Below are 23,801 nucleotides of genomic sequence, written 5' to 3' on the forward strand. Positions count from 1 at the left end.
GGTCACCCCAACTGCTTTCTGAATGCACGGGTGGCGACAAGCACGAGCACCGTGGCAAAGATGATCAACGCCAGCAGGTTCGTCCAAAGCAGCACGATCGGAGTTCCCTTCAGGAACACCGCACGAATCATGGCCATGAAGTACCGGGCCGGAATAATATACGTGACCACCTGGATCACGCGTGGCATCTGGTCGATGGGGAAGATAAATCCCGACAACAAGAATGCAGGCAGAAACGTAACGACCATCGACATCTGGCTGGCGGCGAGCTGCGACTTCATCACCACGGACAGCACGTATCCCATGGAGAGCACAACCAGCAGGAAGAGAACCGACGTAAGGAAGAATAGCGACAAGGTTCCTCGAAACGGCACCTGGAACCACCACACGCCAATCGCCGCGCAAAGGAACGTATCCAGCAACCCTATAACAAGGTAGGGTGCCAGTTTCCCAATCATCAGTTCAATGGGCGATATTGGAGTGGAGACAAGTTGCTCCATTGTGCCTCGTTCCCATTCACGAGCGATCGTAAGCGAGGTGAGGAACGTTCCGACAACCGCCATAACGATGGCAATCACTCCTGGAACGATATTCGCCATGCTCTCCAGGTCCTCATTGAACCAAGTGCGCGCGGCGATATTCAAAGAGGCTTCCGGCGACCGTTGCCCACGCCTCTCAATCCACGTAGCTTGAACTCTTCGCGCATAATCCTGACCGAGCGCCTCAACGTAGTTCATTGCCACGTTAGCGGAATTCGCGTCCGTCGCATCCACGATCACCTGCACGGAAGCCATACCGCCGGACTTCACCTTCTCCGAGAAGTCTGGCGCTATCACCACACCGAGCACGCAGTCTCCCCGATCGATACCATCGATCAAATCGCGGTAAGTTTCGACCCCACGGACGATATGGAAGTATTCCGAAGCCTGGAGGCGCTTTAGGAAGTCCTGGCTCTGCTGCGAGCCGTCACGGTCGAAAACGTATGTCCGCACATGTTTAATGTCGAAACTTACGCCATACCCGAACGCCAGCATCAACACCAGAGGCATGATGACCACGATGGCAATCGATCGTGAATCACGGGAAATCTGCACCAATTCCTTCCATGCAATCGCTCGAAGGCGGTGGTAGCGCATTACGCCACCTCCTGCACTTGGTCGCGCGTTGTCAGTGACACGAAGACATCCTCAAGACTGGGAAGGATCTTTTCGAGTTTCCCGACCGTGATGCCCCGCTCTTTGAGTCGTTGCTGGATCGCTGGAACGGATACTTTGGAGTCATTTACAACCACGTGCAGTGCGTTGCCGAACACGGCTACGTCGACGACGTCGCTCCCCTGCAAGGCATCAATGGCATCAGCCAGTCTGTCGCACTCGAGTAACAACAGTTCGCCGTGCATGGCGTTTCGCTTCAGTTCCGCGGGAGATCCCGAGGCAACGATCTTGCCTCGGTAGATAAGGACCAGGCGATTGCAGTACTCGGCTTCATCCATGTAGTGCGTGGTTACGAATACGGTCACGCCATCCCCAGCCATTTGATGGATCAACTCCCAGAACTGCCGGCGCGAAATCGGATCGACACCGGACGTCGGCTCGTCCAGAAAAAGGATTCTTGGCTTGTGCAGCACCGCGCATCCCAGTGCTAGTCGTTGTTTCCAGCCGACAGCGAGCGTTCCTGTCAGCGTGTTCTCGCGCCCTTGCAGCCCGGCCATTTCCAGCGCCCAGTTCGCTCGTTCCGCAAAAACCGATGAAGGCACGTTGTACATCCCAGCGAAGAAGCGAATGTTCTCGAGTACAGTGAGGTCGTTATACAGCGAAAACTTCTGCGACATATAGCCGATCTTCTGGCGTACGATTTCGGGCTGTTTTGCTACGTCGGTTCCGTCCACCGTGGCTACTCCCGAGGTCGGATGCAGGAGCCCGCAGAGCATGCGGATCGTGGTTGACTTCCCCGCTCCGTTTGGCCCCAGGAATCCGAATATCTCGCCGCTTTTCGCCTCAAATGTGATGTGATCCACAGCGGTGAAGTCCCCGAACCGCTTCGTCAGGTCGCGCACCACGACCGAAGTGCCGTTGCCATTCATCGACCTGCCTCTTGTCCGGAAGTCACCGCCCACACAAATACGTCTTCGATACTGGGCGTGATCTCCTCAATCGTGGAGTGCGGCACAGACTTGTCCTCAAGGAGTCGCTTCACCAGTGGTATCTGTTGTCGCGCGTCATCCACCAGCAAGTGCACGCCGTCCCCTACAAGCACGGCGCTGGAGACTCCTGTCGCGCTCGAGAGCGCATCGCGCACGCCACGCGGATCATCTGACTGGACCATCAGAATCGAGTTATGCAAATGTTTCTTTAACGAGTCTGGCGTGTCGCAGAAGAGCAAACGTCCCCTATCCAGCAGTGCGACGCGGTGGCACCGCTCGGCTTCGTCGAGATAAGCCGTGGATGTGAGAATGGCTACACCCTCACCAAGAAGCGAGTACAAAATCTTCCAGAAATCGCGCCGGGAAACTGGATCGACGCCGTTCGTAGGCTCGTCCAGCAGGATCAGCTTCGGGGTGTGAATGAGTGCGCAGACGAGGCCAAGTTTCTGTTTCATCCCTCCCGACAACTTGCCGGCCAGTCGCTTACGGAACCGATGCATATCGGCGGCTTCAAGCAGTTGCAGTGCCCGTTCCTCGCGCGCTTGGGGCTTCACCCCGAAGATATCGGCGTAAAAGCGAATATTCTCGTCAACCGTGAGGTCCTCATACAAACCGAACCGCTGAGGCATGTAGCTGATGTGGTGCTTCACCGCCTCCGCCTGAAAGGCGAGGTCGTATCCGGCGACGATTGCTTTCCCTTTATCCGGAGCGAGAACTCCGGCAAGCATGCGCATGGTAGTCGTCTTCCCTGCACCGTCAGGCCCGACCAAGCCGAAGATCTCTCCATACTTCACATCAAAAGAAAGATCTGCTACGGCCTGGACTCCCGGAAAGGCGCGGGATAGTCCATGCACATCAACCGCAAGTTGGGTCTGCTCTAGCATCTCAGTTGGCAAATTTGATCGTCACATCGGCCGGCATGCCCGGCTTCAATTCATGGTTTGGGTTTTCAACCGCAACTTTCACGCGGTAAACGAGCGCCACCCGCTCCTTGTGCGTCTCCACACTCTTGGGCGTGAATTCTGCTTGTGACGCGATGAACGACACGCGTCCCTTGTAGCGCTTGTCGGGATACGTATCTGTGTGGACACTAGCTTCCTGTCCCAGCCGAATCTTCGCAAGTTCTGTTTCGCTGATATACGCGCGCACCCAGATGTTGTCGAGATCGGCGATACTCACCACCGGAGTTCCCGCAGTGACAACTTCGCCCAGTTCAGCCTGACGAACCAGGATCACCCCACTGATAGGCGAGTCCAGAACAGTGAACCCAAGCCGAACTTTGGACATCCCAGCATTCTGTTTCGCTGCAGCCAGATTGGCGCGGTTCACCGCGATCTGCTCTTTTCGCGTTCCTTCTCGGATTGCGGAAAGGTTCTCTTGCAGCCTCGCGAGGTTCGCCTGCGATCGCTTAAGCGCCGTAGCGGCTGCGTCGCGCGTCTGGGCCGAGATCGCGTCTCGTTTATAGAGAGAGTCATATCGCTCGAAGTCAATCCGCTTTAGCTCAAGATCTGCCTTGGCATCTGCGACGGCCTGTTCGGCGGCCCTAACGTCCTGATCACGCCCCCCAGCCGTGGCAAGTTGTAATTCGGCCGCGCGCGTGCGGATCATGGCATCGTCGATGGCTACCTGTTGGCGATAATCGGAGTCGTCCAACTTGGCGATGAGGTCTCCGCGATTGAGCGTCATGCCCTCTTGGACCGGAAGCTCAACGATCCGGCCCTGAGTACGGAAACCAACTACGCTTTCGTGCGCTTCAATGTTGCCCGAAAGGACGACCTGATCTTTCGGTTGCTTCCCGTTACTACTGCGACGGTACGCAAAAATGCCGGCAGCAATTGCAGCGATGAGCACAATGGGAATAATCACGCGTTTCATTGATGTTTCCTCAGTGCGATCCCAAGTATTGCGAGTAAGTGTTCTCGGTATTGCCAAGTGCGCGAGACAGCATGATGCGAGCGTCTGCGTGATGTGTCAGGGCCACAATGTGGTTCTGCTGGGCTCGCGCAAGTGAATCCTGGGCGTTGACGACTTCCACGTTGTTCGTCACGCCGTTCTGAAATCGATATTTCGCAAGGTCGAGTTCCTTCTGTGCGAGGTCGAGCCCCGCAACTGCAACCGTTACCTCTTCCGTCGCGGAGTCAAGGCGCAGAAGAGCCTGCCGGATGTCCTGCTCAATTCCGAGTTTCATGTCAGCGGCTTGCCTCGAAATTCGATCAAGACGTGCTTCCAGTTCTTTCCGCTCTCCCTGCCGATCGCGATCAAACACGGTAAAAGAAAGCGAGAGTTGCGCTGCACCTGTTCCCGTTATCTGGGAGAATGTGCGCCCAATCCCTCCGTAGTTTGCGTTTGCGCTCAGGCGTGGATAGAAACGCGCGTTTGACGCCTTCACCTGTTCATTCAGAACATCGCGTTGTTTTGCCAACGCCTGGTAATCAGGACGCGTATCCAATGCGTTGGCGAGAGCCTCCTCCGGCGTGGGCATTGGGACGTTCGTCGCCGATAGCTTCTCTGCGAGTTCGATAGGGGTTCCCGGAGAGAGCCCAATGTTGCGTGCCAGCACCAGGAGGCTTTCCTTCGCGGCGTTGCTGGCCTGAACTAAGCCCTGCTTCTCGTGAGCTAGCTGAACTTGCGCCCTGAGCACATCGATCCCGGTCGCGACACCCGCGTCTCTCTGATCAAGAGCAAGCTGATATAGCACCTGCGCCGTATCGACTCGAGACTTCGCAGATTCGGTAAGCGCCGCTGCCGACTGGCAACTCAAATACAAGGAGGCGACATTCCGTATCACCTGATCCCGAGCATCCTGATAATCGCTGCGAACCGCCTTGACGCTCTCCTTCGCAGCCCGCGATGCGTGAAGCGCGGTTAGATCCAAAATGCTTTGATCCGCGCTTGCCCGAAAATCGTAGGTAGTGAAAGGCCCCACTACGTCGGGAAGCCCCGGAAAGCTGATTCCCTGTGCACGCAGGTTGCGAGTCTGGATGGTTATCGGCGTGTCTATGCGTACCCGCGGATAAAGTGCTGATTGGCGTCGCTCTGCGGTACCACGTGCCTCGGCCACCCGACTGTCGGCGACAAGCACCGCCAAGTTCGACTTCAATCCGCGCTGGATGGCATCTTCCAGCGTCAAGCGCAACGGCGCTGTCTGTGACCAACCCGGCACTGCAACCAGAAAGATAGCTGTTAGCTTAAGTCCGATTCGATACATGCTGATTCTCGCTTCAGGCAACATCCGGTTACTTCTTTCGTTGCGTCTTTACCGGCATGGGTACCCGCATTCCACTCCACATGACTTCGAAGGTCCGTTTCAGAATTCCCGTGATCGGCTCTGCTGGATGCAGTGACCAGAGCAGGAGCGTTCCAAACATGCACTGCTGAAATGTGCGCGCGAGTTCGTAAGCTTCCATGTCGGTCCGAATTTCATTTCGTGACTGACCTATTTCAAGAATCTGCGCGAGTATCCGCCGTCCGCGGTCCGCGATCTGCTCCCGCACCACCTTGCGCACTTCCTCGCTGCTCATGAAAGAAGCCAGCATGCTGCGCGCAAGTTCGGGCGTGCTTGACGGCAAGACCAGAAGATCTTCTGCCATGGAGCGTACTAATTTGCGAATCGGCTCTTCGCCAGCGGTGGCCTGCTCCAGGCATAGTTCGACGCGGCCGATCTGGCGCGAAGCGAAATAAAGCAGGACGTGATCTTTGCTCGGGAAATAGTTGAAAAATGTCCCCTTTGCCACATCAGCGGCCTCGGTGATCTCTTCCACCCGCGTGGAGGCGAATCCGTTCTTCGCGAAGAGTTGCAGAGCTGAGTGAAACAGCTTGTCGCGAGTTTCATTGCGCTTCCGCTCGCGCCGCCCGACCGGCGTTGCGAGGGATGTCGAATTTGGCTTAATGACCACAGTCCATATTTGACTATTGGTCATATTTAGTTGTCAAGTCATTTTTGTGAGAGTGGTAAGGTAACGTTGATGGATCTCATTTTCAGTCCAGTGGAAATCCGCGTGCTCGGCTCCTTGATGGAGAAGGACATCACCACTCCGGATTACTACCCTCTCTCACTGAATGCCCTCGTAAACGCATGCAATCAGAAGTCGAACCGTGAGCCGGTGATGGAACTCGACGACAACAGCGTGCGCGATGCTCTCAGTTCATTGGCGGAGAAAAGGTTGGCTGGTCCTACCAGCAGTGCAGATTCGCGGGTCACCAAGTACGAACACCGCATGCAGGAGGTCTTCAACTTTACTCGGCGCGAAACGGCGATCATCTGCGTCCTCCTGCTTCGCGGGCCACAAACTCCGGGCGAACTTCGTGGACGCACCGAGCGAATGTTCCAGTTCGAAGATCTTGCCGATGTGCAGGCGACGCTCCAGAAACTCATGCAGCGCGAACCATCGCTCGTGAAAGTGCTGCCTCGTCAACCCGGAACCAAGGAAGCGCGTTACATGCACCTATTCTCAGGCGACATCGAGTCATACGAGGTTCCCGCAGCAGCACCCCCGACTCAAGCGGTTTCGGATGATCGACTGGTCCATTTGGAGGGCGAGGTCTCCACGCTTCGCCAGGAAGTGGCGGAACTGAGACAGCAAATTGCCGAGATGAAGAAGGTTTTCGAGTAATTGCGCAAATGTAATACTTTTGTCTTGTCACCGATAACTACTTGATCATCTTCGTAGTATCGGATCGTGACAACATCGCCATCTTTCCCCGTTCATCCCAAAGGCACGAAAGCACGTATTCTTCTTACCTCCGTTTTTGGTCCCTACGCTCGCGACGATGAGTATGGCAGCCGCTTCATTAATCCGATGGAGCTCTACCACAACCAGGTGACGCGCGCGCAGGGCAGCTTCTCGTTGCGTATGTTCCACCGCTCGTGGGGCATCATGATGATCCAGCGCAACATCTCCGCGCCCTGCACGGTGCTGGACTTCCCTACCCTGGAAAAGTTCGAGTGCGAGTTGCTCGAAAATCACTACGACGTGGTTGGTATCTCTTCCATCATCGCGAACGTCGGAAAAGTTCGCGAGATGTGTAAGCGCGTGCGGAAGATTGCGCCGAAGGCCACGATCATAGTTGGCGGACACGTGGCGGCGATCCCCGGACTCAGCCACATGATCGACGCCGACCACATCGTGAGAGGCGAGGGCATTTCCTGGATGCGCCGTTATCTCGGCGAGGACGAGACCGCGCCGGTGCAGCATCCTGCCATAGTTTCGGGATTCAAGATGCGCGTGATGGGGATTCCAATTCCCGAACGGCGCGGCCAGACAGCGGCAACGATTATTCCTTCTGTCGGATGTCCGATGGGCTGCAATTTCTGCACCACGTCGGCGTTTTTCGGCGGCAAGGGTAAAGCCGTTCACTTCATGAAAACCGGCGAGCGGTTGTTCGAAGTAATGGAGGACATGGAGCGGAAACTCGGCGTGAGTTCGTTCTTCATGATGGACGAGAACTTTCTGCTGAACCGTCCGCGCGCGATGGAACTGCTCGACCGCATGCGTAAGGGCAATAAAGCGTGGGCGTTATATGTGTTCTCGTCGATGAACGCCATCAGGCAGTACACGATTACGGAGCTTGTTGAGCTTGGGATTTCGTGGGTATGGATGGGTCTGGAGTCCCCGAATTCTAAATATGAAAAGCTAAAAGACGCGGACACCATCAAGACAGTGAAGGAACTGCGTGCGCACGGAATCAAGCTGCTGGGGTCGACGATCGTCGGCCTGGAGCATCACACGCCGGAGAACATCCGACAGGAAGTGGAGTACGCCGTGAGCCACGGGACGGACTTCCACCAGTTCATGCTCTACACGCCGGTTCCGGGGACGCCGCTGTTCAAACAGATGTCCGACGAAGGGCGAATGCTAGACGGCGTGGACTTGGCCGATATCCACGGACAATTCAAGTTCAACTTCAAACATTCGGCGATCTCGCGCGAGCAGTCGAAGAACTTCCTCGACTGGGCGTTCAAGTACGACTTCGACACAAATGGACCAAGCGTGTACCGCATTTCGCGAACCATGCTCGAAGGATGGAAGCGGCACAAGAACGATCCGGACAAGCGCGTCAGGGCACGGTTTGAAGACGAAGTCGCGAACCTACGGACAACCTACAACGCGGCGCTGTGGGCGATGGAGAAGCGGTTGAAGAACGTGAATTCGGCGGTCAGCCAGAAGATTCGTGACCTCCGCAAGGAAGTGGAGGGTGAATTCGGATTCATGTCGCGGCTGACACGGGCGGTGGTAGGCCCGGTGCTGTTGATCTCGTCAAAGCTGGAAGACCGGCGATTGGCGAAGGGCCGCACGTACGAGCCCCCCACGTTCATCGAGCGGCATCACTGGACGACGGTCTAGAATCAATCGTTCGACACTTCATCCAGTACTTCACCTTTGGGTGATAGTAACTTGATGTGCATCGCTATCTGACCGTTCGCATGCGTTGAGCAACTGAGGCACGGGTCGTAGGCTCTCACCACTGCCGAGACCCGGTTCAGCATGCCTTCCTCGATCTTGTCACCTTTCACGAAGTGCTCCGCGACCTGGTGGACGCTCTTCCCTATCGCCAGGTTGTTGTGTCCGGTGGCAACGATCAGGTTCGCCCAGGTGATCACCCCCTCATCGTTCACCTTATAGTGATGGATGAGCGTTCCCCGTGGAGCCTCGATCATCCCGACACCCTCCGGTGCATTCACGCCGCCAGTCGCACGTACATGCGGATCGAGAATCACCGGATCATTCAAGAGCAGTTCGATTTTTTCCAGGGCGTAGATAATCTCGATCAACCGCGCATAGTGGTAGAGGAACGCGCTATGGACAGGCGAGCCAAAGCGCTGGCGGAACGTCAGCAGTTCGGCATCTGCCTTTGGTGTACCGCAGCGCTCAACCACATTCAAGCGTCCCAGCGGACCCACCCGGTAAATGCCCTTCGGGAACCCACGCGGCTTGAAATATGGCGCCTTCAGATACGACTCTCGCAGACTCGCCTCGCCGATCCACGTCGCATAATCCTCAGCCGGAATCTGGTCATGTGATACTTCTCCCGTCTCACTGCGAAAACGAAGAGCGCCGTCATACAACTCAAGGTTCCCATAAGGATTGACCAACCCGGCGTACATCGTCGGTGTCGAGCCGAAGAACTCTACTTCTTCCTGGTAGTCACTCACCACCGCCTGGAAAAGCTTCAACGCCCGGTCGACGATCGCCTTCATGTTGGGTACGTCAAAGAACAAACGGTCGCGGACCTGTTGCGATAGCGGGCTGGCGACTCCCCCTGGCACAATCCACGATGGGTGTACTCGCTCACCAGCCAGGCTTTCGATGATGTGCAGCCCGAATTTGCGCAGTTCAATTCCATCTCGCGCGAGGTCCGGATGATTTGCCACAACCCCTAGCACATTTCTTGTGGCTGGGTCGGAATCCATACCAAGCAGGAAATCAGGCGCTGCAAGATAGAAAAAACTGAGCGCATGTGACTGAACGAACTGCGCGCAGTGGACCAGTTCGCGTAGCTTTCGCGCTGCTGGCGGAATACGGAGCGCCATGATCGAGTCGCACGCCTTCGAGGACGCGAGCGCATGGCTTATTGGGCAAATTCCACAAATGCGCGAAGTAATGCCCGGCATCTCGTAAAACGGACGGCCCTCGGTGAACTTCTCAAAACCCCGCACCTGCGTCACGCTGAACTCCGTTCCCGCGACGGCTCCCTTCTCATCGAGTTGAATAGCCACTTTCGCGTGGCCTTCGATCCGGCTGACGGGTTCAATGACGATTCGTTTCGTAGCCATGTGCTTTCCTTATCCGAACTTCACCACAAGGTTGGGGTCTGGTTTGCCGCTTTCAAGGAGGTCCGTCAAAAGCGACGAAATGGATTTCGCGGGCGGAGGGCATCCCGGCAATGTGAGGTCCACCTTCACGTATTCCCGCAACGGACGTGCCTGCTTCAGCAACGCCGGCACCTTTTCACCCGGGATCACATGATTTTCCTGAGTGTTCTCCACATAAATGCTGTGCAGCATCTTGTTCACCGGCAGCGAATTACGCATGGCCGGGACATTGCCGGCGACCGCACAGTCGCCCAACGAGATCAGCACCTTCGTGTGTTGCCGGATCTTCTGGATCTTGTTGAGGTCGTCCTGCGAACTAATCGCACCTTCCACCAGGGTTACATCCACTTCCTCGGGAAACTCCTGCGCATCGACCAGCGGCCCGTAGACGATATCGATCTTGCGCGCCAGCGGGATGATTGCGGCGTCCATATCCAGAAGCGACATGTGGCAGCCGGAACAGCCGTCGAGCCAGACTGTGGCAACCTTCACCTTCTTCATGCGATTACCGCCTTTCTACGGCGCACCAGCTGATCCAGATTGTCCGTACGCTTCACCATCTCCTCTACGGCTTTATGTTTCTCGGACAGTGCGCCCGTCGGGCACGCCTGCACGCACTTGCCGCAGTTTGTACAGGTGTGTGCGTCACCCCACTTGCTGTTCAGCTCGCTGACGATACGTGCATTGATGCCGCGTGAGTTCATCTCCCAAACGTGGGCGCCCTCGAGTTCCGCACAAACGCGCACGCACCGGGTACACAGGATGCAACGGTTGTGATCGAGTACAAATCTCGGGTGCGACGCGTCCAGTGACAGTTTCGGGTAGTTGTACGCAAACCGGACAGTCGCGACGCCCATCGAAGTCGCCATGGCCTGCAATTCGCAATGCCCATTCGAAACACACACTGAGCAGATGTGGTTTCTCTCCACCAGCAGAAGTTCGATCGCGATACGCCGGTACCGGGCCAGTTTCGGCGAGTTCGTCGTCACGGACATTCCGTCCTGGATCGGCGTGGTACATGCGGGTAACAGCCGGTCGATTCCCGAAACCTCCACAATGCACAAGCGGCACGCTCCAACCGGCGTGATGCCATCGAGGTCGCAGAGCGTCGGAATGTATTTCCCTTCGGCCTTCGCTGCCTGAAGGATCGTCTGACCTTCATCGGCGCTGATCAATTCGCCGTCGATTCGGATGGATACTTTTTTCTTGGCCAAGTTGCGCTCCTTTAACTCGCTGGGACCACTTCCACGTCACATCTCAGGCATCGGCACGCTTCCTCGAGCGCCTCTTCCTGGGTAATGCACCGCACCACTTCCTGCTCCGAGGTGGCGCGCGCTGGGGCAGCGGTGTGATGTCCTGAATGACGATGTGCCTGGCTGGGCTCTTCGGGCGGCAGCATGCTGTACTCCACATTCGGAAACAACTCGCTCCAGCGGGAGGTTTCCATCAATTGAGTATCGATATTCCGCGCTGCCAGCTTGCCGTAAGCCATGGCGTTCGAAACGTTTGACGCTCCGGTAATTACGTCACCGCCCGCATAGAAGCGCGGACGGCTTGTCTCGAGGGTGAACCGGTTCACCTCAATCGTTCCTGACTCCTTCAGGCTCAGTCCTGACGCCCGCGCAAAATCAAGATCAACTGTCTCGCCCACGGCATAGATCACAGAGTCGCAGTCGTAGCGTTGAATCTCATTGGTATTGATCGGCTTGCGGCGGCCGGATGAATCGTATTCACCGAGCCGTGTCTTCACGATCTCGATACTCTTGATATTCCCCTTCTGGTCGCCAAGAACGCGGTGCGGCGCCGCCAGGAAGACAAACTTTACGCCTTCCTCCCTCGCCGCCCGTGTCTCTTCTTCGATGGCCGGCATGTCTTTGCGTTCGCGGCGGTAGAAGACGGTCACGTCGGCGCCGCGACGCAGCGCCGTACGTGCCGAGTCGATCGCAGCGTTGCCGCCGCCGATGACGGCGACCTTCTTGCCGATCGACACCTCGTCACCTTTCGCTACTGCTTCAAGGAAATTAAGCGCGGGATACACGCCCTTCAATTCCGTCCCCGGCTGGTATACCCACGACTCCTTCCACGTGCCGATCGAGATGAAAACGGCGTCGTACCGGTCGTCGAGGTCGTTCAGCGGAACGTCGAAACCTACGCGCGTGTTGAAGACAAACTTCACCCCGAGATGCTCGATAAGTTCGATCTCCCGCTTCAGCACCTCTTTTGGCAGACGGTACTGAGGCAAGGCGAACCTAAGCATTCCACCTGCTTCAGGCATTGAGTCGTAAATCGTAACGTCGTGTCCGAGCAGCGCCAGGTAGAACGCCGCTGTCAATCCGGCCGGACCGGCACCTGCAACTGCAATTTTGCGTCCGGTCGAGGGCAGCTTCCGCGCCGCGATCCGCGCAAACGCCTTCTTATAGTCGTCGCTCAAGAGGATGGAATCGGCAATGAACCGATGCACCTCTCGCATGTTCACTGATTCATCCAGCATCTGGCGCCGGCAGCGACTGTCGCACGGATGCTGGCACACGCGCCCGGTAGATGCCGGCAACGGGTTGTCCAGAAGAACGGCCTCAAACGCATCTTCGAGGCGGTTCTCTTTATAAAGTTGCAGAAAACGCGGAATGTTCATGTGCAGCGGACAACTGTTCTCGCACGGCGAAAGCGCAAGCTCTTCGCATACACCCGCGGCGCAGCGACGAGAAACAATGTGGTCCTCAAATTCCGCCCGGAAGTGCCGCAGGGTCGTCAGCACAGGATTGGGCGCCGTTTGACCTAATCCACACAGCGAACAATCGCGGATGTAACGGCTGAGTTCGTCGAGCAAATCTATATGCCGCGGTGCGCCTCCTCCCTCCGTGATCTGGTTCAGGATGCGCAAGCACTTATTCAGTCCCACCCGGCAAGGAATGCATTTACCGCACGATTCCGAGTGCGTGAACTCGATGAAGTAACGGGCGACATCAACCATGCAGTTGTCTTCGTCCATCACCACCATGCCGCCCGACCCCATGATCGAACCCAGAGCGCCGAGCGACTCGTAGTCCACCGCCGTGTCAAACATGTCGTGGGGGATACATCCGCCTGACGGTCCGCCAGTCTGAATCGCCTTTACCTGCTTTCCGTTCGGGCCGCCCTCGCCAATGTCGTACACAAACGTCTTAAGCGGAGTGCCCAGGGGCATCTCCACGAGCCCGGTGTTCTGAACCTTTCCGACGAGCGAAAACACCTTGGTGCCTGCGCTACGGGGGCTCCCCGTCTCCGTAAACCACGCCGGACCCTTCATGACGATCGGCGCAATGTTGTACCAGGTTTCAACGTTATTAATGTTCGTAGGGCGTCCCCACAGGCCCTTTTGTGCTGGAAACGGCGGACGCGGACGCGGCCTGCCCGCCTGCCCCTCGAGAGATGCGATCAGTGCGGTTTCTTCACCACACACAAACGCGCCTGCGCCTTCCACCAGTTCGATGTCGAACTTGAACCCACGCCCAAGGATGTTCTCACCAAGCATTCCGTACTCGCGGGCCTGCTCGATCGCGCGATTCAGGCGGTGAACCGCAAGTGGATACTCCGCGCGAACGTAAATGATTCCCTGCGTCGCGCCCATCACGTAGCTGCCGATGATCATGCCTTCCAGCAACGCATGTGGATCACTCTCGATTTCGTTCCGGTTCATGTACGCGCCCGGATCGCCCTCGTCGGCATTGCAGATGATGTACTTGTGATCCGCTACTGCCTTCGCAAGAAACTCCCACTTGTTACCGGTGAGGAATCCTGCCCCGCCGCGGCCGCGCAACTTCGACGCCTTCAGTTGTTCGATCACCATCTCCGGCTTGGCTTCAATCAGCACTTTGTAGAGTGCCTGGTAACCACCGATCGCAATGTACTCTTCAATATCGTCCGGATTGATGAATCCGCAGTTCCGCAGAACGATCTTCTTCTGGCCTTTGAAGAACGGCACGTCGAACCAGTTCGGCACCTCGGGATAGCCATGCCCGTAGCGGATGATTGATGTGATGTGCTCCCATTCTTCGATCTTGCAGTAGATCAGGTCGGGAGACACCAGCCCTGTAGAAAGATCGTGCAGGATTCGCGGGACGTCGTTGGGCTGCACCCTGCGTAGAACCAGCACTGGCTGTCCGGGCATGCGGATGGTAACCAGCGGTTCCTGGAAGCACGGACCAAAGCAGCCCACTCCGGCCAGGATGATGTCGGCTCCGCTGCGCTCGATTTCCTCAGTAAACGCATGATAGACACCTTCCGCTCCATTGCCCCGGCCGCAGGTTCCCATCCCCACCGTGATACGCGGCATCGCCGGCACCAGTCGTGCCATTCCCATTTCCCGCACTTCGTTGAAAACGCCAATGTCTTGAATGCGGCCCATCAGTCATTCTCCCGCTCTATGTTCTCGATCTCGCGCTGTAGAGTCCGTTCATTCATGTGTCCGCAGATGCGGTGATTAATCTCGACCACCGGTGCCAGCGCGCACTGGCCAAAGCACGCCACGGTTCGCACTGTGAACTTCTTGTCCGCCGTGGTCATCAGCATCTTGTCGCCTTCCGTGGAATCGCTTGTATTCTCGAGTCCCAGCCCCAGTTCAAGCCTTACGCTCTGCAGCAGGTTTCTTGACCCACGCGTGTGACACGCCGTGCCGCGGCATATGCAAATCGAGTTCTCGCCCTGCGGTTGCAGGTTAAACAGCGCGTAGAACGTCACCACGCTATATATGTGCGAGAGTGGAATGTCGGTCTTGTAGGCGATGTAGCGCAGCGTTTCCATTGGAAGATACTTGTGCGGGTTGTGTTCCTGCACCGCTTCGAGTATCCCCAACAGTGCTCCAGGGCGACTGCCTTTATTGGCAATGACCTCATCAATGAATGCCTGCTCTTTCAGATTTCGGCGCTCTTGCACCACGGTAGGCATAGCTGTCCTTTCAAGCTTTGTCGGCAATAGGGGCTCATCGTGACCCGGGAGGCGGGGTGACCGGGCCTGGTCCTTCATGCAAGCGGACGTGATACTGGTGTGTTCTTACGTCCGCCGCGAATCCTGCGTAACGGATTTACGTGCGCTCTCCTGTCCAAAGGCACACGCATGGTCGCAGTCTTCAGATCGGTCGCTCCGAGGGCTGAATGTGGAGCGCCACTGCGCCTAAATGTTCAGCATCAGCATCGAACCAAACATGGCCCCTCGCAGTGATGGGAGTCACGTGGAGGCGTGCGACAGAACGCCAGAACCCGCTTTCCCTACGGCACGAAAGCCCCCGGCTGTCCTACGTCACCTCGCATCCTTATAATGTTCGGCAGCGAAGTGTGGGTCAGGGCAGTGGGTCCCGTCACGAAAGGTCAAACTTGAAGCTGCTCCAGAACTACGTGGATGGTCGGTTTGTGTCCGCAAACTCCACCTTCCCCGACATCAATCCTGCCGACGGCACCACCATCGCCGAGGTCTCTGAGGCCACTCCGGAGCTCGTCGACGAGGCCGTTCAGTCGGCTCATCGCGCAGTCGATCACGAATGGGGAAAGTCCAAGGTTCGCGAGCGCGCCGCCATGCTCTACAGAATTGCGGACGCTATCGACTCCCGTTTCGACGACTTTGTTCAAGCCGAGGTCGCCGATACCGGCAAACCCATTTCGCTTGCCTCCAAGCTCGACATCCCACGCGGCGCAGCAAACTTTCGCGTATTTGCCGATATGATCAAGACCGCCGCTCTTGAAGCCTTTGAAACCGAAACTCCCGACGGCCGTACCGCCCTCAATTACGCCGTCCGAAAGCCGATGGGTGTTGTTGGCATCATAACTCCGTGGAACCTTCCTCTTCTCCTTTTGACTTGGAAGGTCGCACCCGCGCTCGCGTGCGGAAACGCCGTAGTAGTCAAACCGTCGGAAGAGACTCCCGCCAGCGCCACCCTGCTTGCTGAAGTCATGCAGCAGGCCGGAGTCCCCAACGGCGCCTTCAACCTCGTCCACGGATTCGGTCCCAACTCTGCCGGTGAAGCTCTCGTACGCCATCCCGACGTGGACGCCATCACCTTCACCGGCGAATCGCGTACGGGCGCCGAAATCATGCGGGCCTGCGCACCACACGTGCGTCCGGTCTCGTTCGAACTCGGCGGCAAGAACGCAGCTATCGTCTTCGCCGATTGCGATCTAGACGAAACCATAGCGGGTCTGGCTGAAGCGGTTTTCACCAACACCGGACAAGTCTGCCTCTGTGCCGAGCGTGTTTACGTGCAGCGCTCGATCTTCGATGAATTTGTATCCGCGCTGAAGAAGAAAGCCGAAAGCCTGAACGTCGGATGGCCTACCGACCCTGCTACGAACTTCGGCCCGCTCATTTCGGCTTTACACCGTGACAAAGTTCTTTCCTATTACCGGCTTGCGCGTGAGGAAGGCGCGACCGTTGTCACCGGCGGTGACGCGCCCCACTTCGCAGACGCCCGCGCGAACGGCTTTTACGTGCAGCCCACCATCTTCACCGGACTCAATGAATGCGCGCGCTGCGTGACGGAAGAGATCTTCGGACCCGTTTGCAGCATCACTTTCTTCGACTCGGAAGAAGAAGCGATCGCGTTGGCGAACAACACCAAGTACGGACTTGCCGCTTCCATCTGGACGCAGAACCTCAAGCGCGCCCATCGCGTCGCACGCCAGATGAATGTCGGCATCACCTGGGTTAACTGCTGGTTCCTGCGCGATCTCCGCACGCCCTTCGGAGGTGTGGGCCTATCCGGTATCGGCCGTGAGGGCGGCATTCATTCGCTCAATTTTTATTCGGAACTGAACAACATCTGCATCAGGACATAAACATGGCTAGCACCGTACTGGAAGGGAAAGCAAAACCCCGAGGCAAGTATCCGCACATCAAGCGCGCCGGAGACTTCCTCTTCGTCTCGGGCACCAGTTCTCGCCGTTCCGACAACACGATTGCCGGCGCCAAAGTTGACGCCATGGGCACCACGCAACTGGATATCCGCGAGCAGACCCGAGCCGTGATCGAGAACATTCGTGACATCCTCGCCAGCGCCGGTGCCAATCTCAAAGATGTGGTCGAAATCTCCACGTTTCTTGTCAACATGAATGACTTCGGCGGGTATAACGAGGTCTACGGTGAGTTCTTCGACTACGACGGTCCCGCTCGCACCACAGTTGCTGTTCACCAGTTACCGCATCCGCATTTGCTCATTGAAATCAAGGCAGTGGCATACAAGCCAATCAAGGATTAGAAAATGCCATCGATTGCGACGCTGAAAGCTTTCAACCTCCAGAAGTGGATCAAAGAACACAAGGACAAACTCAAGCCGCCTGTCGGCAACGCGCAGGTCTGGGAAGACGGCGAGTTCATGGTCACCGTAGTCGGAGGACCCAACCAGCGCCGCGACTTTCACGACGATCCTACCGAGGAATTCTTCTATCAGCTAAAAGGCGACATCGTCCTTCGCCTCATGCAGGAACCCGGCATGCCGCCGTTGGAAGTTCCCATCCGTGAAGGAGAAGTCTTCCTGCTTCCGAAGCACGTGCGCCACTCGCCTCAGCGAAAGTCTGACACCATCGGCCTCGTCATCGAAATGCCGCGGCCAGAAGGTGCACTCGACGCATTCGAGTGGTATTGCCCGAACTGTCATCAACTCATTCATCGCGCCGAGGTGCGGCTCAAAAGTATCGTCAAAGATCTTCCACCGCTCTTCGAAGCCTTCTACGGCAACGAGGACGCCCGGCGCTGCAAACATTGTGGGACGGTACACCCAGGCAGGTCATAACAGAAGATGCCGACCATCGATATCCATACTCACTTCTTCCCCCAGCAGTGGCCCGATTTCACGGAGCAATTCGGCACACCTGACTGGCCATCCATCAGACACACCGAGCCCGGCAAGGCGGTCATCATGCTGGGAAACCGCGAGTTCCGTCGCATTTACTCAGCCTGCTGGGATCCGCAACTCCGTCTCGAGGAAATGGATCGCGACGGCGTCGACGTGCAATTGATGTGCGCGACTCCTGTCCTGTTCTCGTATCAGCGTCCGGCGGAACATGCCCTGGAGGTCGCGAAGTTTTTCAACGACGCCGCCTTAGAACTGTGCAGTAGCAACCCTTCTCGCTTGAAGGCGCTGTGCCAGGTTCCGCTGCAGGACATCGATGCTGCGTGCAAGGAACTCTCTCGCTGCATGAAGGCCGGTCACCTTGGCGTCCAGATCGGAAATCACGTCGGCGAAAAAAATCTCGACGATCCTGGCGTTCTCACCTTTCTCCAGCATTGCGCAAACGAAGGCGCCGCCGTTCTCGTACATCCGTGGGACATGATGGGACGCGATCGCATGACGAACTACATGCTTCCTTGGACTGTAGCCATGCCTGCGGAAACCCACCTTGGTATAGTGTCGCTGATCGTAAGTGGTGCGTTCGATCGCCTGCCGAAATCACTGCGCCTCTGTTTTGCCCACGGGGGTGGAAGCTTCGCCTTCCTGCTTGGCCGCCTTCAGAATGCGTGGGAGCACCACCCCATTGCTCGCGGCTGCTGCGAACGTTCGCCGAAGGAATACGTCGACCGCTTTTATGTCGATTCGGCCGTCTTTGACGAGCGCGCGCTCAAGTTTCTCATCGAGACAATGAGCGAAGACCGCGTCGTTCTCGGCTCCGACTATCCCTTCCCTCTCGGCGAAGAGCATGTCGGACGCCTGGTTCGCGAAAGCCACCTGCCAGTTGCGGTAAAAACAAAGATCCTCGGCGATAACGCCGCTCAATGGTTGAATCTTCCTGTGACACAGAAAAAGACAGATACCGCACCCCTCCCGGCTGAGATCGGATGTCCCTTCAAAGGCGAAGGAAGTAAGGCCAGTTTTACCGATATCGATCAAACCTCCGTCGAAAAGCTGCTCACCTATGGCTCCTACCTGAAGATCTCCGATCTGTTGGCTCTTCAGGAGCTGAAGTCGTCACCGCCAAAGCACGACGAGCTTTTGTTCATCATCATCCACCAGACATACGAACTCTGGTTCAAGGAACTACTCCACGATCTCGATGCCATCGTCGCCAGCATGAAGGCCGTCGCCGTGAACTCGGCATCACGCGACGAAGTCTATGAAGCAGCGCGTCTGCTGCGCCGCTGCACTGAAATTATGCGCGTACTGGTTTCGCAGTTCACCATCCTCGAGACCATGCTGCCCACTCATTTCCTCGCGTTCCGCGGCAAGCTTGAGCCAGCCAGCGGATTTCAGTCCGAGCAGTTCCGGGAAATCGAGTTCGTCTGCGGCATGAAGGACGCGAAGCTCCTTCACCATCACGAGCACGCGCCACAAGCTCATGCCCGGCTTCGCCGCCGCATGGAAGAGCCTTCTCTTCATGACGTCTTCTTCGACGCCTTGCATTCAATCGGCAAGCTGAAGACACCGCGACCAGAGTCGAACTTTGACGAACGGGCCGAGGCCATCCGGGACCTCTACGAAGATGAACGCAATTATCGCGACTGGCTGGATGTCTGCGAACGGCTCACGGAGTTTGACGAACTCGTCGTCGGTTGGCGCTTGCGTCACATCCAAATGGTGGAACGCACTATCGGACTCCGCATGGGTACCGGAGGCAGCGAAGGATCTTCCTATCTACGCACCACTCTCGATAAGCGCTTCTTTCCCGAACTTTGGCAGGCTCGCACCATGTTGCGGCAACCGGAAGGCGAATGAGCAAGGGAGCAAAGGAAATCACGCTTATCGGCTCCGGACTCGCTGGGCCGCTGCTTGCTATTTCGCTCGTTCAGCGCGGCTTTTCCGTCCGCATCTTTGAGCGCCGTCCCGACATGCGCAGGGTGCGCATCAGCGCCGGGAGATCGATCAATCTCGCCCTTTCCACCCGCGGCATTCATGCGCTAACCGAAGCTGGCCTCTGGAACGAGATGAAGAAGATCATCGTCCCCATGAAGGGCCGTATGATGCACTCCGTCGCCGGTGAGCTCACGTTTCAACCCTACGGAAAGGACGAAAGCGAGGTCATCAACTCTATCTCGCGCGCCGACCTGAACATTGCTTTGATGAATGCCGCGGAAAAACGGGGAGTGAAGATTGAGTTCAATCAGCGCTGCGTTGGCTACGACACCCGGACTGGCGACATTACCCTGCGCGACGCCGAATCTCACTCGGATCGTGCCGTCGCTTCCGACATTGTCATCGCGACGGATGGAGCAGCATCAGCTGTTCGCTCGGAAATGCTCTCCATTCCGCGGTTCAACTTCTCGCAGCAGTATCTCGATTACGGCTACAAGGAGCTGACGATCCCGGCTGGCCCCGGCGGCAAGCCCGCTATTGAAACCAATGCGCTCCACATCTGGCCACGCGGAACATACATGCTGATCGCGCTGCCAAACATCGACGGTAACTTCGCATGCATTTTGTTCCTTCCGTTCGAGGGGCGCGACAGTTTCGCTGAACTCAGTAGCGAAGGAAAGGTGCAGCGCTTTTTCGAGGAGCGATTTCCAGATGCCGTGGCGCTTATGCCGCAGCTTACCGAGAATTACTTTTCCAATCCTGTGGGCGCCATGGTCACAATCAAGTGTTCTCCCTGGCACCTCGACGGACGAGCGCTCCTTCTGGGCGACGCAGCGCACGCCATTGTTCCCTTCTTCGGACAAGGTTTGAACTGCGCTTTCGAAGACTGCTCCATATTCCTCGAACTGCTCGACCGGCACGGTCCGGACTGGCAAACGCTCTTCGACAAATTCCATACTGCGCGCAAGGAGAACACCGACGCGATTGCCGACCTCGCCATCGAGAACTTCGTCGAGATGCGGGACCAAGTCGCTGATCCGCATTTCCTGTTCAAGAAGAAGGTCGAACTGGCGCTCGAATCGCGGTTCCCTGGGCACTTCGTTCCCAAGTACGCGATGGTGACCTTCCTCCGTGTTCCCTACTCGGTTGCCCTCGCCCGCGGAAGAGTTCAAGATCGCATCTTGTCGGAGCTGTGCGATTCGGCAAAGAGCCTCGAAGATATCGACTGGAACAAAGCAGAGCGTCTCGTGCACCAGCAACTCACGCCGTTAAGGGAGCTCTAAGTGGCCAGTGCAAGTATCGACACCTCTCTCGAATACGCCGAGACCTTGGATTCTCGCGATTCCCTGGCGTCGTTCCGCCAGCGCTTCCACATTCCCAAAAAGACGGATGGCTCCGATTGCGTTTACCTGTGCGGACACTCGCTTGGTCTTCAGCCAAAGAGCGTGCGCCAGTATCTGGAGCAGGAGTTGAAGGACTGGGCTGAGCTCGGAGTAGAGGCCCACTTCCACGGAAAAAATCCGTGGATGCCATATCACCGCTATCTGACCGAACAAACGGCTCACGTCGTTGGTGCGAACCCATCCGAAGTGGTGGTTATGAATTCGTTGACGGTAAACCTGCACCTGATGATGGTTTCGTTCTACCGTCCGACAAAACTGCGCCACAAGATCGTCATCGAGGCGAGCGCATTTCCTTCCGACCAGTATGCGGTCAAATCGCAGGTCAGCTTTCACGGATTCGACCCAGCGACATCACTCGTCGAACTCAAGCCTCGCGACGGGGAAGCCACCATTCGCGACGCCGACATCCTGTCGCTGATCGAACGCGATGGTGATTCGATTGCTCTGATCATGCTCGGTGGCGTGAACTACTCCAGTGGTCAAGCGTTCGACATGGAGGGCATCACCAAGGCCGGCCATGAAAAAGGTTGTGTGGTTGCTTTCGACTTGGCACACGCTGCGGGAAATCTCCTCCTGCGGTTGCACGACTGGCATGTCGACTTCGCTGTGTGGTGCAACTACAAGTACCTGAACGGCGGACCAGGCTGCATCGCCGGATGCTTCGTCCATGAACGGCACGCCCGCAATTTCGACCTGCCACGCTTCGCAGGTTGGTGGGGCCACAACGAGGAAACCCGCTTTCGCATGGGGCCCGACTTCGAGCCGATGCTCGGCGCCGACGGATGGCAACTGAGCAATCCGTCGATTCTTTCGATGGCTGCGCTTCGCGCCTCGATGGACATCTTCGCAGAAGCTCGCATGGACCGCTTGCGTCAGAAAAGCGTCGCGCTCACCGGGTACGCAGAGGCCTTACTCGACCAGCACAAGTCTCCCAAGTTCACGATCATCACGCCTCGTGACCCCGATCGGCGTGGAGCGCAACTCTCGCTGCGAATCCCGCAGAACGGCCACGCCATCTGCGACCGTCTCATCGCCGAAGGTATCCTCTGCGACTGGCGCGAGCCCGACATCATCCGCATCGCACCTGTTCCGCTTTACAACTCATTCACGGACGTTCACAAATTCGTGCAGCACTTCATCTCCGCACTACAAAAGTAAAGGCGCACTCGAAGGTGCGCCTTCACCAATTAGACTGCCTTTACAGCTTTTCCAAGACTGCCTTCAGGTACTTCCAAAAGCTCTCAACCGTCGAGATCTGTACCCGCTCGTTCGGGCTGTGCGGATCCACGATCGTCGGGCCGAAGGAAATCATCTGCATTCCGGGATACTTTTCGCCGATGACGCCGCATTCCAATCCGGCATGCATTGCGATCAGTTTCATCTCTTTGCCGAAGACATCTTTCGCAACCTGCTGATGTTTCACGACAATGTCGCTCTGCGGTTCCGGTTTCCATCCGGGATACCCTCCGCCGCTCTCGGCTTCGAATCCGGCGAGGCGACAGGCGGTCGCTACCATCTTCCCGGCAGCAAGGATGCTGCTGCGAATGGCGCTTCGCTGACTAGTTGAGATCTCAACCGAGTCGTCTTTGGTCGCGATCACAGCCAAGTTGGTCGAAGTCTGCACTAGGCCCGCTATGTCAGGACTCATTGCTAGGACACCGTGCGGAATCGTCACCAACAGATCGACGGTTGCTTTGGCGTCTGTGGCGTCGAGCACTTTTGCCGGACGCTCGATAGGCTCGACGGAGATCTTCAATCCCGGATCGAATCCGCCGAGATCGGTTTGTTGTTCGCTCTCTACCGTCGCAAGCACCTTCTTCAGATCGACTTCTTTGGCACCATCAACCACAACGATGGCCGAGGCCTCACGCGGGATCACGTTGCGAGCGCTTCCGCCTTTTAGCTCGGCGATCTCAACCGGAACGGCTTCGAGCGTGGCTTGCAAGGCGCGACCGAGAATGCGCAGTGCATTACCGCGGCCTTGATGAATGTCGACTCCGGAATGTCCGCCCTTCAGTCCGGAAACCTTGATCCGAAAAGCGGCATTGCCCTTGGGAGCAACGAACGTCACCTTCCGTTTTGCCGTGGTGTTCAAACCACCGGAACATCCAATGCACAGCGTTCCGGTTTCTTCGTTGTCGAGATTGAGGAAGTACTTCGAGCGAAGCATTCCCGGAGGAAATTCCGCCGCGCCGGTCAGACCGGTCTCTTCGTCGATGGTGAAAACAAACTCGAGCGGACCATGAGCGATGTCGTTGCTTTCCATCACAGCCAGCGACGCGGCCACGCCGATGCCATTGTCGGCACCGAGCGTCGTGCCCTTGGCTTTCAGCCAGTCACCGTCGCGGGTGACTTCGATCGGGTCGGTATCGAAGTTGTGCGCTGTGCCCTCATTCTTTTCACAGACCATATCGAGATGACCCTGCAGCAGCGTAGGAACTGCCTTCTCACGCCCGGGGCGAGCGGGCTTGCGGATAACGATATTGCCGACTTTGTCGGATTCGGTCTCAAGCCCGAGGCGCTTCGCGACGCCGAGGACGTACTCGCGCATGGCGGCTTCCTTCGTCGAGGCGCGAGGAATTTTCGTGATGGCCTCAAAGTGCTTCCAAAGCTCTTTCGGTTGCAGGTCTGCAAGAACAGTTGTCATAGCGGCTCCGTATTAAAGTGAACCAAATATCGTACAGGAGCGGG

20 protein-coding genes are annotated in these 23,801 nt (G+C 57.0%); 8 read left to right on the top strand and 12 right to left on the bottom strand.

From position 1 onward, the window contains the following. Positions 1–2: 2 nt before the first annotated feature. Genes VN577_10780 through VN577_10805 form a run of 6 tightly spaced genes read right to left on the bottom strand, consistent with a single transcriptional unit; the run spans position 3 to position 6,063 of the window. A complete protein-coding gene (locus VN577_10780; protein HWR15307.1) occupies positions 3–1,136 on the bottom strand; it encodes an ABC transporter permease in 1,134 nt (377 codons plus the stop codon). Next, entirely contained in the window at positions 1,136–2,083 is a 948-nt protein-coding gene (locus VN577_10785; protein HWR15308.1) for an ABC transporter ATP-binding protein, read from the bottom strand. Before VN577_10785 ends, VN577_10780 begins: the two co-directional genes overlap by 1 nt. Beyond that, complete coding sequence (locus VN577_10790; GenBank protein ID HWR15309.1) at positions 2,080–3,039, bottom strand: ABC transporter ATP-binding protein; 960 nt, start codon at positions 3,037–3,039, stop codon at positions 2,080–2,082. Before VN577_10790 ends, VN577_10785 begins: the two co-directional genes overlap by 4 nt. Continuing rightward, positions 3,029–4,018: an efflux RND transporter periplasmic adaptor subunit gene (locus tag VN577_10795; protein HWR15310.1), complete on the bottom strand. Its 990-nt coding sequence runs from the start codon at positions 4,016–4,018 to the stop codon at positions 3,029–3,031. Before VN577_10795 ends, VN577_10790 begins: the two co-directional genes overlap by 11 nt. Before the next feature lie 10 nt (positions 4,019–4,028). Continuing rightward, entirely contained in the window at positions 4,029–5,375 is a 1,347-nt protein-coding gene (locus VN577_10800; protein ID HWR15311.1) for a TolC family protein, read from the bottom strand. 4 nt (positions 5,376–5,379) lie between these two features. Next, positions 5,380–6,063, bottom strand: coding sequence for a TetR/AcrR family transcriptional regulator (locus VN577_10805; protein ID HWR15312.1), 684 nt, complete (start codon positions 6,061–6,063; stop codon positions 5,380–5,382). A gap of 45 nt (positions 6,064–6,108) precedes the next feature. Here VN577_10805 and VN577_10810 point away from each other — a divergent pair, with 45 nt between their 5' ends. Next, a complete protein-coding gene (locus tag VN577_10810) occupies positions 6,109–6,756 on the top strand; it encodes a YceH family protein (GenBank protein ID HWR15313.1) in 648 nt (215 codons plus the stop codon). A 66-nt stretch (positions 6,757–6,822) separates the two neighbouring features. Then, entirely contained in the window at positions 6,823–8,487 is a 1,665-nt protein-coding gene (locus VN577_10815; GenBank protein HWR15314.1) for a B12-binding domain-containing radical SAM protein, read from the top strand. Between the two features lie 2 nt (positions 8,488–8,489). Here the strand turns inward: VN577_10815 and VN577_10820 are convergent, their stop codons facing one another. From VN577_10820 to VN577_10840, 5 genes are read right to left on the bottom strand one after another with little or no spacing between them, the layout of a single operon-like run. Next, positions 8,490–9,917 (bottom strand): Ni/Fe hydrogenase subunit alpha, encoded by a 1,428-nt coding sequence (locus VN577_10820; GenBank protein HWR15315.1) that lies wholly within the window; start codon positions 9,915–9,917, stop codon positions 8,490–8,492. Between the two features lie 9 nt (positions 9,918–9,926). Further along, on the bottom strand, positions 9,927–10,457 hold the full coding sequence (locus VN577_10825; GenBank protein ID HWR15316.1) for a hypothetical protein: 531 nt from the start codon (positions 10,455–10,457) through the stop codon (positions 9,927–9,929). After that, positions 10,454–11,170 (bottom strand): bidirectional hydrogenase complex protein HoxU, encoded by a 717-nt coding sequence (gene hoxU, locus VN577_10830; protein HWR15317.1) that lies wholly within the window; start codon positions 11,168–11,170, stop codon positions 10,454–10,456. Before hoxU ends, VN577_10825 begins: the two co-directional genes overlap by 4 nt. 11 nt (positions 11,171–11,181) lie before the next feature. Then, positions 11,182–14,340, bottom strand: coding sequence for an FAD-dependent oxidoreductase (locus tag VN577_10835; protein ID HWR15318.1), 3,159 nt, complete (start codon positions 14,338–14,340; stop codon positions 11,182–11,184). After that, positions 14,340–14,879 (bottom strand): NAD(P)H-dependent oxidoreductase subunit E, encoded by a 540-nt coding sequence (locus tag VN577_10840; GenBank protein HWR15319.1) that lies wholly within the window; start codon positions 14,877–14,879, stop codon positions 14,340–14,342. Before VN577_10840 ends, VN577_10835 begins: the two co-directional genes overlap by 1 nt. A gap of 425 nt (positions 14,880–15,304) precedes the next feature. Here VN577_10840 and VN577_10845 point away from each other — a divergent pair, with 425 nt between their 5' ends. From VN577_10845 to kynU, 6 genes are read left to right on the top strand one after another with little or no spacing between them, the layout of a single operon-like run. After that, positions 15,305–16,759: a 2-hydroxymuconic semialdehyde dehydrogenase gene (locus VN577_10845; protein HWR15320.1), complete on the top strand. Its 1,455-nt coding sequence runs from the start codon at positions 15,305–15,307 to the stop codon at positions 16,757–16,759. A gap of 2 nt (positions 16,760–16,761) precedes the next feature. Continuing rightward, positions 16,762–17,178, top strand: a complete 417-nt coding sequence (locus VN577_10850) for a RidA family protein (protein ID HWR15321.1) — start codon at positions 16,762–16,764, stop codon at positions 17,176–17,178. Between the two features lie 3 nt (positions 17,179–17,181). Then, positions 17,182–17,712: a 3-hydroxyanthranilate 3,4-dioxygenase gene (locus VN577_10855; protein HWR15322.1), complete on the top strand. Its 531-nt coding sequence runs from the start codon at positions 17,182–17,184 to the stop codon at positions 17,710–17,712. A 6-nt stretch (positions 17,713–17,718) separates the two neighbouring features. After that, positions 17,719–19,629, top strand: a complete 1,911-nt coding sequence (locus VN577_10860) for a tryptophan 2,3-dioxygenase family protein (protein ID HWR15323.1) — start codon at positions 17,719–17,721, stop codon at positions 19,627–19,629. Next, positions 19,626–20,990: an NAD(P)/FAD-dependent oxidoreductase gene (locus tag VN577_10865; GenBank protein ID HWR15324.1), complete on the top strand. Its 1,365-nt coding sequence runs from the start codon at positions 19,626–19,628 to the stop codon at positions 20,988–20,990. The genes VN577_10860 and VN577_10865 overlap by 4 nt, the downstream gene beginning before the upstream one ends. Next, the gene (gene kynU / locus VN577_10870; GenBank protein HWR15325.1) at positions 20,991–22,268 is read left to right on the top strand and encodes a kynureninase; all 1,278 of its coding nucleotides are present in this window, start codon (positions 20,991–20,993) and stop codon (positions 22,266–22,268) included. 40 nt (positions 22,269–22,308) lie between these two features. Here kynU and VN577_10875 read toward each other — a convergent pair whose 3' ends face one another. Beyond that, entirely contained in the window at positions 22,309–23,757 is a 1,449-nt protein-coding gene (locus VN577_10875; protein ID HWR15326.1) for an aminoacyl-histidine dipeptidase, read from the bottom strand. Positions 23,758–23,801 lie beyond the last annotated feature (44 nt).

It is taken from the genome of Terriglobales bacterium (genome assembly GCA_035561515.1).
Taxonomy (GTDB): domain Bacteria; phylum Acidobacteriota; class Terriglobia; order Terriglobales; family Acidobacteriaceae; genus DATMXP01.

Coding starts and splice junctions, on each gene's coding strand:
- VN577_10780 (HWR15307.1), bottom strand. CDS start 1,136: ATGCGCTACCACCGCCTTCGAGCGATTGCATGGAAGGAATTGGTGCAG.
- VN577_10785 (HWR15308.1), bottom strand. CDS start 2,083: ATGAATGGCAACGGCACTTCGGTCGTGGTGCGCGACCTGACGAAGCGG.
- VN577_10795 (HWR15310.1), bottom strand. CDS start 4,018: ATGAAACGCGTGATTATTCCCATTGTGCTCATCGCTGCAATTGCTGCC.
- VN577_10800 (HWR15311.1), bottom strand. CDS start 5,375: ATGTTGCCTGAAGCGAGAATCAGCATGTATCGAATCGGACTTAAGCTA.
- VN577_10805 (HWR15312.1), bottom strand. CDS start 6,063: ATGACCAATAGTCAAATATGGACTGTGGTCATTAAGCCAAATTCGACA.
- VN577_10810 (HWR15313.1), top strand. CDS start 6,109: ATGGATCTCATTTTCAGTCCAGTGGAAATCCGCGTGCTCGGCTCCTTG.
- VN577_10820 (HWR15315.1), bottom strand. CDS start 9,917: ATGGCTACGAAACGAATCGTCATTGAACCCGTCAGCCGGATCGAAGGC.
- VN577_10825 (HWR15316.1), bottom strand. CDS start 10,457: ATGAAGAAGGTGAAGGTTGCCACAGTCTGGCTCGACGGCTGTTCCGGC.
- VN577_10835 (HWR15318.1), bottom strand. CDS start 14,340: ATGGGCCGCATTCAAGACATTGGCGTTTTCAACGAAGTGCGGGAAATG.
- VN577_10840 (HWR15319.1), bottom strand. CDS start 14,879: ATGCCTACCGTGGTGCAAGAGCGCCGAAATCTGAAAGAGCAGGCATTC.
- VN577_10850 (HWR15321.1), top strand. CDS start 16,762: ATGGCTAGCACCGTACTGGAAGGGAAAGCAAAACCCCGAGGCAAGTAT.
- VN577_10855 (HWR15322.1), top strand. CDS start 17,182: ATGCCATCGATTGCGACGCTGAAAGCTTTCAACCTCCAGAAGTGGATC.
- VN577_10860 (HWR15323.1), top strand. CDS start 17,719: ATGCCGACCATCGATATCCATACTCACTTCTTCCCCCAGCAGTGGCCC.
- VN577_10865 (HWR15324.1), top strand. CDS start 19,626: ATGAGCAAGGGAGCAAAGGAAATCACGCTTATCGGCTCCGGACTCGCT.
- VN577_10875 (HWR15326.1), bottom strand. CDS start 23,757: ATGACAACTGTTCTTGCAGACCTGCAACCGAAAGAGCTTTGGAAGCAC.